Consider the following 9,324-nt stretch of genomic DNA (forward strand, 5'->3'; position numbering starts at 1 on the left):
CTCTTCTCCTACTTCTAAGTTCTCAAGCTCTGGAACATAGTATCTATTTTTCATAAACATCTTTATCAAAAACGTAGGTGTCCCTGTTTCAAACCAATACGGTTTAAACATCTTCTTGTCAAACAACAACAGTATATCAAACGGATTGTAAACGCTCTCCCCAAGCCAACTGTAACCGTTGTACCACTCTTTTACCTTCTCTTTGTCAAAATCCTTTATCCTATCGTAAAACACGCTTTCAAGTTCAGATTGCGTATAACCACATATCGTAGAAAAGTTCCTATCTATGGTAATATCGTTTAACTGATTCAACCCACTAAATATAGACACCTTAGAAAACCTTGATACACCTGTAAGAAATACAAGCTTTAGGTAGGGATCAGATGGCTTTAGTATCTCAAAAAACTTTTTTAGTATCTCTCTATTTTGCTTTGCCTTTTCTACATCTTCTATTACATCAAGTATGGGCTTATCGTATTCATCTATAAGCACCACCACCTTTTCGTTGTATTTTTCGCATAGCTTTTGGATGAGCTCTTGGAATTTTAGAGGTATAAGTTTTTTGCTCAGTTCTATCTGATACTTTTTAGCTATATCTTCTAAAAACGAATTAATAGATTCTTTAAGATTTTCCACCGTGTCAGGATAAGCTTGGCTTAAATCAAGCCTTATCACCGGATACCTTTTCCCCCAATCCCAATTTTCATATAGATACAACCCTTTAAAAAGCTCCTTGTTGCCAGAAAACGCTTCTTTCAAGGTATCAAGAAAAAGAGATTTGCCAAACCTTCTTGGACGAGATAGAAAATAGTACCCGCCCTCTTCTAATTTTTTAACAAACATAGTTTTATCTACATAATAGTAGTTGCCGTTTCTTATTTTCTCAAAGGTTTGTATGCCTATTGGTAGATGCTTCATAATATATCATTATACCTTTGCTGTTATTTTTATGCTTTTAATAGCTGTGTTCTTGTTGTTTAAAAAGAAGCTTTAGCAATTTTAAAGCTATTTTTGGTTTTGCTACACCGCATTTAGGATTTATGCTTTTAACCAGGTCTATGGCGGGTGTCCCCACTATCCATAAATGCTTTTTGGTTGCTATTTCTGACGCTTGCTTGTAATTCCGATATTTTTGAAAGAGATGCTGCTACAAAAAGCAATATCATAAAGAATATGTTGTAAAAAAATTATTGCCTATGATAAAAGCTCTTGAAACTAACGGATTTATTATTTTAAAATCTAATGCATGAGATACGATATAGTAATCGTTGGTGGTGGACCTGCTGGACTTTCTTGTGCTATTACAATAGGCTCTGCGGTAGAACATGATATGGAATTTGCCAAGGGTAAAAAAGTGCTTGTTATAGATAACGGAAATTCTGATCTTAAAAGCGCAAAATTAAACAACGTCCCCGGTGTAAAAAGAGGTACTTTAGGTAAAGAGCTTTTGGAAGATATAAAAAACCAAGCAAAAGAGTACGCTTGTGTAGAAATATTGGAAGATACCGTCCAAAAGATTTTAAAAAATAACGGCTTTGTAGTGCAAACTGCTTCTGGTAACACTTTTGAAGCTGATTTGGTAGTCTTAGCCTCTGGTTTTAAGGCTTTTAATATAGAAGGTATAGAGTTAGATGTTGTGGAAAACCCTCTTTCTCCTAAACCTGGAAGGGTGATGATAAAAACAAGCAAAAGCTACGAGGCTCTTGATAAAAATGCCAACGTTGTAGAAAATCTTTATGTAGCAGGGCTTTTGGCAGGTTTTAGCTCTATGTTTAGCTGTGCGGCTGGTTCTGGTGTGCAAGTAGGGATAAATATATTAAACAAATACGCTGGAAAACCGATAGTAATTCACGACGTCCCATAATATTTATTAGACTTTTTGTTTTGAGACTTCTTTTAGACTTTTATGATAAAATAATATCGTTATGTTAAAAGCTTTTAAAAGAATATTTGTATTGTTTTTAGGGATAACTTCTTTGGCTTTGGCATGGCACAGAAAGTATGAGCCCATGTCAAACTGCGATGTTAATTCTATTACTGCAGATGCCAGTTCTTATGTTGGTGATATAAAAGATATAAAGGTATCTCACACTAGAAAGGGTTGTCTTTACACTGTAAAAGGGAACAACGGTATAGCAAAATTTGATGATGATGGCAATCTTTTGTACTACAAGAAAAAAAGATGAGAGCGGCGGTACTTGGTTCTGGGGCTAGAGAGCACGCTATAGTTTGGAAATTACGACAAGACCCACGTATAAAAGAAATATTTGTTTTTCCTGGAAACGCTGGTACTTCTAAGATAGCCAAAAATATAGAACTTAATGCCAGCAATATAGAAGATATAGCAACATTCATAATAGAAAATAGGATAGATGTGGTTATACCAGGTCAAGAAATATACCTTGTAAAAGGCATAAAGGATTTACTGGAAGGCAAAGCTTTTGTGTTTGGACCCTCCAAAAGGGCTGCTATGCTTGAAAGTTCAAAAGATTTTGCGAAAGCTTTTATGTCAAAATATGAAATACCCACCGCTAACTATGGTAGCTTTACAGACCCTAAAAAAGCATTAAATTTTATAGAAGATATAGGCTATCCTGCTGTTATAAAAGCCGATGGACTTGCCTCTGGTAAAGGTGTAGTTATAGTAAATTCAAGGCAAGAGGCTAGCCAGGTTTTAGAAGATTTTATGGTAAAAAATAAACTGGGGGAATCTGGGAAAAAAGTAGTGATAGAAGAGTTTCTAAGAGGTGAGGAAGCTTCTTACATAATAGCTATAAAAGATGGTAAGTTTGGCGTAATGCCCACATCTCAAGACCACAAAAGGTTAAAAGACAACGACGAAGGACCAAACACCGGTGGTATGGGTGCATACTCACCAGCCCCTATAATAAACAGCGAAATGGATTTAAAAATAAAAGAAAGCATTGTAAAGCCTATCATGAAAGGCTTGGAACAAGAAGGATTTAACTATACGGGGTTTTTGTATATAGGGCTTATGATATCCGATGGTAAGCCTTATGTTTTAGAGTTTAACGTAAGATTGGGAGACCCTGAAGCCCAAGTGCTCATGATGAGGCTTGAAAAAGATCTAATAGATATAATTCACAATCCAGAAACGTTAAAAGATGGTATATCTGAAGAGTTTGCGGTGGGAGTTGTGATGGCTTGTAAAAACTATCCATATGGAAACTGCGAGCCAACGCCTATAAGAAATTTGGAAAAAGCCCAAGAAAAAGGGGTTGTTGTATTTCAAGCTAATACAAAGCTTATAAACGATGAGATCTACTCTATGGGTGGCAGAGCGCTAACAGTGTGCGCCAAATCAAAAGATTTGAAAAAAGCTTTAGAAGACGTTTACGATGCAATATCCCTTATAGATTTCAAAGATGCAGTTTACAGAAAAGATATAGGGCAAAAAGCCTTTAAATACCTATGATTAAAAAAATATTTTTGTTGTTTCTTGTCGCTACTTTTTGCTTGTCGATATACTCTTGTTCTTCCAAACCATCTGGTGCTAAAACTATAAATATAAACAACGCTCAAGTTTCTGTATATTTTTCTCCAAACGGTGGAGCCTCAGATGCTATAATAAAAGAGATTGAAAATGCGCATTCTTTTATAGATATAGCGATGTATGCCTTTACATCAAGACCTATCGGTCAGGCTGTTATAGACGCTTATAAAAGAGGTGTAAAAGTTAGGCTTGTAATGGATGTGCATGAAGCCAACACAAGATTTTCTAGGTCAAGATTTTTTTACAAGGCTGGTATTCCTATTAAAACGCTACCCGTAGAAGAAACAAGGTTTGTAAAAGGTCTCATGCACAACAAGTTTGCCGTGATTGACGGTAAAGAAGTAATCACCGGTTCTTACAACTGGACTGCTTCTGCTGAAAAGTTAAACTATGAAAATCTTCTTATTATAAAAAGCCAAAAATTAGCAGATATTTATGAAAAATATTTTAACTGGATGTATTCTATAGGAAACAATTTTACACCGAAAGAAGAGAGCGGCTTTTGATATGGGATTTTTAATGGGTGTTCTTTTAAGTATATTTGGTTATCTTTTAGGTTCTATTTTGTTTGCAAAAATAATAGCCTCTTACAAAGGTATAGATATTACTTCTGTTGGGAGCAAAAGCGCTGGTGCTACAAACGTTACCAGGACTCTTGGTAAAAAGTACGGGGCTTTGGTGTTTTTCTTAGATGCTTTTAAAGGATTTTTGATAGCATTGCTCGATAGATTTTACATAAACCCAGATTCTTTATGGTTTGGGGTTGTGATGGTATCTCCTGTGATTGGGCATATATACTCTTACAGAGCGGATTTTAAAGGTGGTAAAGGTGTAGCTACAGCCTTTGGTGTAGTGTTTGGCATATCTTTTTTGCTTGCTTTGAAGATGTTCTTAGTTTGGGCTGTTGTATTTTATCTTTTTAGATACGTATCTTTGGCTTCTGTAATTTCTGTTTTGGTGGGGTACTTTTTGTTTTTACAGGGTGATTTTAGCGTGCCACAAAAAATTGGCGCTAGTTTTATAGCTTTTCTTATACTGTACAAACATAAAGATAATATTTTTAGGCTTTTAAACAAAGAGGAATACAGGTTTAAATGAGCGTTTTTATAGCGGTTTTGCATTGGCCTGCTACAGATAGATACGGCAACAGAATTATTACATCTTTTACTACCCTAGATTTGCATGATATAGCAAGACCTGCAAAAACCTACGGCGTAGAGACTTATTATATAGCCCATCCGGTAGATGCCCAAAGAGAGGTTATCCAAAGACAGATAGAGTATTGGACTTCAGAAGAAAACAAGGATAAGCAATTTACAAGATATGAAAGCGTAGCTTTGGTAAAACTAGTTTACAACTATGAAGAGATCATAGAAGATATTTTGTCTAAGAAGGGTAAAAAACCTATAACGGTGGGTACCGATGCTAGGACTTACCCAAATACCATATCTTACAAAGAACTTTCAGAAGCTATAAAATCTGGCGAAAACGACTATCTCATACTCTTCGGTACTGGTTACGGTATACCAAAATCTTTGATGGAAACCTTTGATTTAATATTGGAACCAGTTTATGGGGCTTCAGATTGGAACCATCTGTCCGTTAGAAATGCCGCTGCTATAATTCTTGATAGACTCCTTAGTAGAAACAGGTGCTAGATGTTATATTGGCTTGGTTTAATCCTTAAAAACCATATATTTTTATTCAACGTATTAAGATATATAACTTTTAGAGCCTTGATGGCTGTTATTTTGAGCTTTCTTATTACGCTAATGCTATCTCCTATTTTTATGAGAAAAGTAACCGCTCTAAATAGATTGTACGGTGGTTATGTAAGGGAAGATACTCCAGAAGCCCATTCTAAGAAAAAGTTTGTGCCTTCAATGGGGGGACTTATAATAATACTAAGCCTTGAAATAGCCTCAATTTTACTAATGAGGCTTGATATAGTGCAAACTTGGATAATGGCTTTTACGGTTTTTGGTTTTGCTACCGTTGGCTTTATAGATGATTTTGTAAAACTAAAAAATAAAAAAGGCATATCTGCAAAAGCCAAGATGTTTGGGCAGATTGTTGTGAGTCTGATAAGCGCTTTGTTGCTTTACTTTGTTATGCATATAGATACTCATATATACTTTCCTTTTTTTAAAAGCCTAAAACTAGATTTAGGATATTTTTACATAGTTTTTATCATGCTTGTACTAATAGCCACTTCAAACGCCGTAAATCTTACAGATGGACTTGACGGTCTTGCTATAGTCCCGGCCATGACTACGGCTTTTGCCCTTGGCATTATCTCTTACGTTGCTGGCAACAGCATACTGGCTAAGTATCTTGAAATTCACTATGTTGAAAACGCTGGTGAGCTTACTATATTTGGTATGGCTGTAGTGGGATCTGGTCTTGGTTTTCTTTGGTTTAATTCTTTTCCAGCTCAAATGTTTATGGGCGATGTGGGTTCTCTTGGGCTTGGGGCTGCTCTTGGTATGCTTGCCATTATGTCAAAGCAAGAGTTATCTCTTGTAATAGCTGGTGGTGTTTTTGTGGTAGAAGCCCTCAGTGTAATAATTCAAGTAAGTGTGTTTAAAATCACCAAAGGAAAAAGAGTTTTCAAAATGGCACCCATTCATCATCATTTTGAGTTAAACGGTACTCCAGAACCCAAAATAGTGGTAAGAATCTGGATAATATCTATACTTCTTGCAATATTTACAATAGCCACTCTAAAGCTAAGATGATAAAGTTACCGAATGGTCAAACGCTTTGCTACGGCATCTTTGGGTATCCGGTTAAACATAGTTTATCGCCTGTTTTTCAGTCTTTTGCTTTTAACCAAAAAAATATAAACGCTATATATGTACCTTTTGAGGTAAAACCAGAAGATTTGAAAGATGCTGTAAAAGGTGCAAAAGCTTTGTCTATAAAGGGTTTAAATATTACGATACCCCATAAAGAGAGCGTGCTGGAGTTTGTAGATGTGATATCAGAAGAAGTTAAAAAAATAGGCTCTTGCAATACCTTAAAATTTGAAGACAACATTATAAAAGCCTACAATACAGATTACATAGGTTTTAGAATGGCTTTGGAAGAAAAAACTTCTTTAAGCGGCAAAAAGGCTTTGGTTCTTGGAGCAGGTGGGACTTCTAAAGCTATAATATACGCTCTTACAAACTCTGGGGCAAAAGTTTATTTATACAATAGAACTATAGAAAAAGCCATAAAATTAAAAGAGATTTTCAATGTAGGGGTTGTAGAGACGATAGAAGATGTTTTGCAATATGTAGATATAATAGTAAACACTACGTCTGTTGGTTTAAAAGATGACGACAAACCTCTTTTTGATTACGACAAGATATCTAAGAGTCATATAGTTTTTGATGTGATATACAAAGATACGCTTCTTATAAAAAAAGCAAAAGAAAAAGGAGCCGTTGGTATAAACGGCCTACCAATGCTTGTTTATCAAGGTTTAGAAAGCTTTAAAATATGGACTGGTGTTGATGCTTTTGATATAGCACCTCAAATTTTCGAGCTTTTAAAATCGTATAAACCCTAAACCCCTTCTATAGCCTTTTCTTTAACCTGTTTTTTGAAAAGCGCTTTGTTTACAGCATCTAAAAATGCATTGGCGCTAGCTTTTACTATATCTGTATCTGTAGCTGTACCTGATGACTTTATATCGTTTAGTTCTATCAAAACTCTAGCTTCTGCTTGGGCATCGGCGTTTGGTGTGAGGGCTTTTATAGAATAATCTAAAAACTTGGGTTCTTGAGGCAAAGCTTTTTCTATGGCTTTTATAACGGCGTCCACAGGACCATCGCCGGTAGATGTAAGTACTTTTTTCTCGCCATTTATCTCTAAACTAACTGTAGCAGTGGGAAGTATGTTGTCTCCAGTTTGGACTTGAAAACTTAAGAGTTTTATAGGCTTGTTGTCGTGTTTTAATACATCTTTGTAAATGAGAGCTTCTATATCTTCATCGTATATGTATTTTTTCTTATCAGAAAGGGCTTTAAACTCTTCAAAAAGCTTTTCAAACTCTTCTTCTGGTAGTTCTACCCCAAGATCTTTTAAACGAGATTTTAAAGCGTGTCTTCCGGAGTGTTTACCAAGCACCACCCTATTCGATGGAAAGCCGACGTCTTCTGGTTTCATAATCTCATAGGTCATTGGGTTTGATAAAACACCGTGTTGATGTATACCAGACTCGTGCGCAAAGGCGTTGTCTCCTACCACCGCTTTGTTTGGTTGGACGAAGCTACTGGTAATCCTACAAAGGAGTCTACTGGTTTTGTATATCTCTTTGGTGTTTATGTTGGTATACATGTTGTCAAAGTATTCTCTCCTTACTACCAAAGCCATCGCCACTTCTTCTAAACCGGCGTTTCCAGCCCTTTCACCTATAGCGTTTATAGTACATTCTACCTGTCTTGCTCCAGCTTTTAGAGCCATCAGTGAGTTTGCGGTAGCCATCCCCAAATCGTTGTGACAATGTACGCTTATTATAGCTTTGTCTATGTTTGGAACGTTTTCTTTTATTGACGATATAAGCTCATAAAACTCCAAAGGAGTAGCATATCCAACGGTATCTGGTATGTTTATAGTGGTAGCACCTTCTTTTATAGCCTCTTCTATGATTTTGTAAAGAAAGTCTTTTGAGCTTCTGGTGGCGTCTTCACAGGAAAACTCTACGTCGTCTGTGAAGTTTCTTGCAAATCTTACCGCTTTTTTAGCAAGTTCTAACACTTCTTCCTTGGTTTTTTTAAGTTTGTATTGCATGTGTATATCGGATGTAGCTATAAAGGTGTGTATGCGTTTTCTCTCGGCTGGTTTCAGACTTTCAGCAGCTCTTTCTATATCTGTTTCGTTGGCTCTTGCCAAAGAGCATATGGTAGGTCCTTTTACCTCTGAAGCGATAAGTCTTATAGCCTCAAAATCCCCTTTAGAAGCTATGGCAAAGCCAGCTTCTATAATATCCACTCCAAGCTTTGCCAATTGATGGGCCATTTGTAGCTTCTCTTCTATAGTCATAGAGAAGCCGGGAGCTTGCTCCCCATCTCTCAACGTCGTATCAAATATATATACTCTTTTGTCATCCATAAAGATAATATCTAATTCTTATCATTAAAAACTATGAAACTAATCAGTTTGCATTTGCCCCGGCACTTGCTCCCTCGGTAGTTGCTCCAGAAGAATTGTTGTCGGATTTCTTTCCAGGAGGTGGTGGAGTGTAAGTTATGTATTTACCTGCTAGTTCTTTGGTTATGTAAGTGGCAGCTTGTACAACAACGCTTCTTGCCACGTTATCCAAAGATAGATTATGAGAGATGCTCCAGCCACCAGCAGCACCAGCCATACCAGCACCACCAGCACCACCTATACCCCATGATGTTTTAGAGCTATCCGCTTGGAAAGTTTTGGCAAGCACGGTCTCTGCAGTAGCAGGGTTTAACACGTTTATATCTATACCCATTTGAGCTTCTTGTTTTCTTTCAGATATAAGTCCCAATACTGGTATAAGACCGGCTCCTAAAGCGCCACCTGATGTGCTTAAGCTTATAGATGTTACATCTCCAGTTATCATATAATCTATCTTAGGTGGTTTTACCTTTTGTCCAGTAGCTGCAAGTAAAGCTTGCATCTTTTTATAAGCTTTTAAATCTATAACATGAAAGCAGTTTGTGGCTTGAAGAGCTGTGGTAAGCATATTGGTTACGCCTTTACCGACAGAAGATATGCCACCGTTTCCAGCAAAAACAGCAGCTAGTGCAGCAAAACCACCACTAGGAGCGTTTGGTGCTGTGCAAGCG

At 36.7% G+C, this 9,324-nt stretch carries 11 protein-coding genes; 8 read left to right on the forward strand and 3 right to left on the reverse strand.

The annotated features are described in order from the left end of the window. Positions 1 to 918: ATP-binding protein (locus ACP5S8_RS07115; RefSeq protein WP_461876276.1), on the reverse strand; the 918-nt coding region annotated here is incomplete at its 3' end. A gap of 328 nt (positions 919 to 1,246) precedes the next feature. Between ACP5S8_RS07115 and ACP5S8_RS07120 the strand changes: the two genes are divergently transcribed. The 8 genes from ACP5S8_RS07120 to aroE all read left to right on the forward strand — a co-directional run bounded on the left by ACP5S8_RS07120 (position 1,247) and on the right by aroE (position 7,070). Next, positions 1,247 to 1,864 (forward strand): NAD(P)/FAD-dependent oxidoreductase, encoded by a 618-nt coding sequence (locus tag ACP5S8_RS07120; RefSeq protein WP_461876278.1) that lies wholly within the window; start codon positions 1,247 to 1,249, stop codon positions 1,862 to 1,864. 61 nt (positions 1,865 to 1,925) lie between these two features. Next, on the forward strand, positions 1,926 to 2,186 hold the full coding sequence (locus tag ACP5S8_RS07125; protein ID WP_461876279.1) for a hypothetical protein: 261 nt from the start codon (positions 1,926 to 1,928) through the stop codon (positions 2,184 to 2,186). Beyond that, positions 2,183 to 3,436, forward strand: a complete 1,254-nt coding sequence (purD, locus tag ACP5S8_RS07130; RefSeq protein WP_461876280.1) for a phosphoribosylamine--glycine ligase — start codon at positions 2,183 to 2,185, stop codon at positions 3,434 to 3,436. Before ACP5S8_RS07125 ends, purD begins: the two co-directional genes overlap by 4 nt. Next, positions 3,433 to 4,020: a phospholipase D family nuclease gene (locus ACP5S8_RS07135; protein ID WP_461870953.1), complete on the forward strand. Its 588-nt coding sequence runs from the start codon at positions 3,433 to 3,435 to the stop codon at positions 4,018 to 4,020. Before purD ends, ACP5S8_RS07135 begins: the two co-directional genes overlap by 4 nt. Position 4,021: 1 nt before the next feature. Then, positions 4,022 to 4,612, forward strand: a complete 591-nt coding sequence (gene plsY / locus ACP5S8_RS07140; RefSeq protein WP_461876281.1) for a glycerol-3-phosphate 1-O-acyltransferase PlsY — start codon at positions 4,022 to 4,024, stop codon at positions 4,610 to 4,612. Beyond that, positions 4,609 to 5,172: an RNA methyltransferase gene (locus tag ACP5S8_RS07145; RefSeq protein WP_461870951.1), complete on the forward strand. Its 564-nt coding sequence runs from the start codon at positions 4,609 to 4,611 to the stop codon at positions 5,170 to 5,172. Before plsY ends, ACP5S8_RS07145 begins: the two co-directional genes overlap by 4 nt. Beyond that, positions 5,173 to 6,252, forward strand: a complete 1,080-nt coding sequence (gene mraY, locus ACP5S8_RS07150) for a phospho-N-acetylmuramoyl-pentapeptide-transferase (RefSeq protein ID WP_461876282.1) — start codon at positions 5,173 to 5,175, stop codon at positions 6,250 to 6,252. Continuing rightward, positions 6,249 to 7,070 (forward strand): shikimate dehydrogenase, encoded by an 822-nt coding sequence (gene aroE, locus ACP5S8_RS07155; RefSeq protein ID WP_461876284.1) that lies wholly within the window; start codon positions 6,249 to 6,251, stop codon positions 7,068 to 7,070. Before mraY ends, aroE begins: the two co-directional genes overlap by 4 nt. Here the strand turns inward: aroE and leuA are convergent. Further along, positions 7,067 to 8,614, reverse strand: coding sequence for a 2-isopropylmalate synthase (gene leuA / locus ACP5S8_RS07160; RefSeq protein WP_461876285.1), 1,548 nt, complete (start codon positions 8,612 to 8,614; stop codon positions 7,067 to 7,069). The two genes, aroE and leuA, sit on opposite strands and share 4 nt — an antisense overlap. Before the next feature lie 43 nt (positions 8,615 to 8,657). Further along, positions 8,658 to 9,324: CsgG/HfaB family protein (locus tag ACP5S8_RS07165; protein WP_461876286.1), on the reverse strand; the 667-nt coding region annotated here is incomplete at its 5' end.

The organism is Hydrogenobaculum sp. (genome assembly GCF_049967395.1).
Taxonomy (GTDB): domain Bacteria; phylum Aquificota; class Aquificia; order Aquificales; family Aquificaceae; genus Hydrogenobaculum.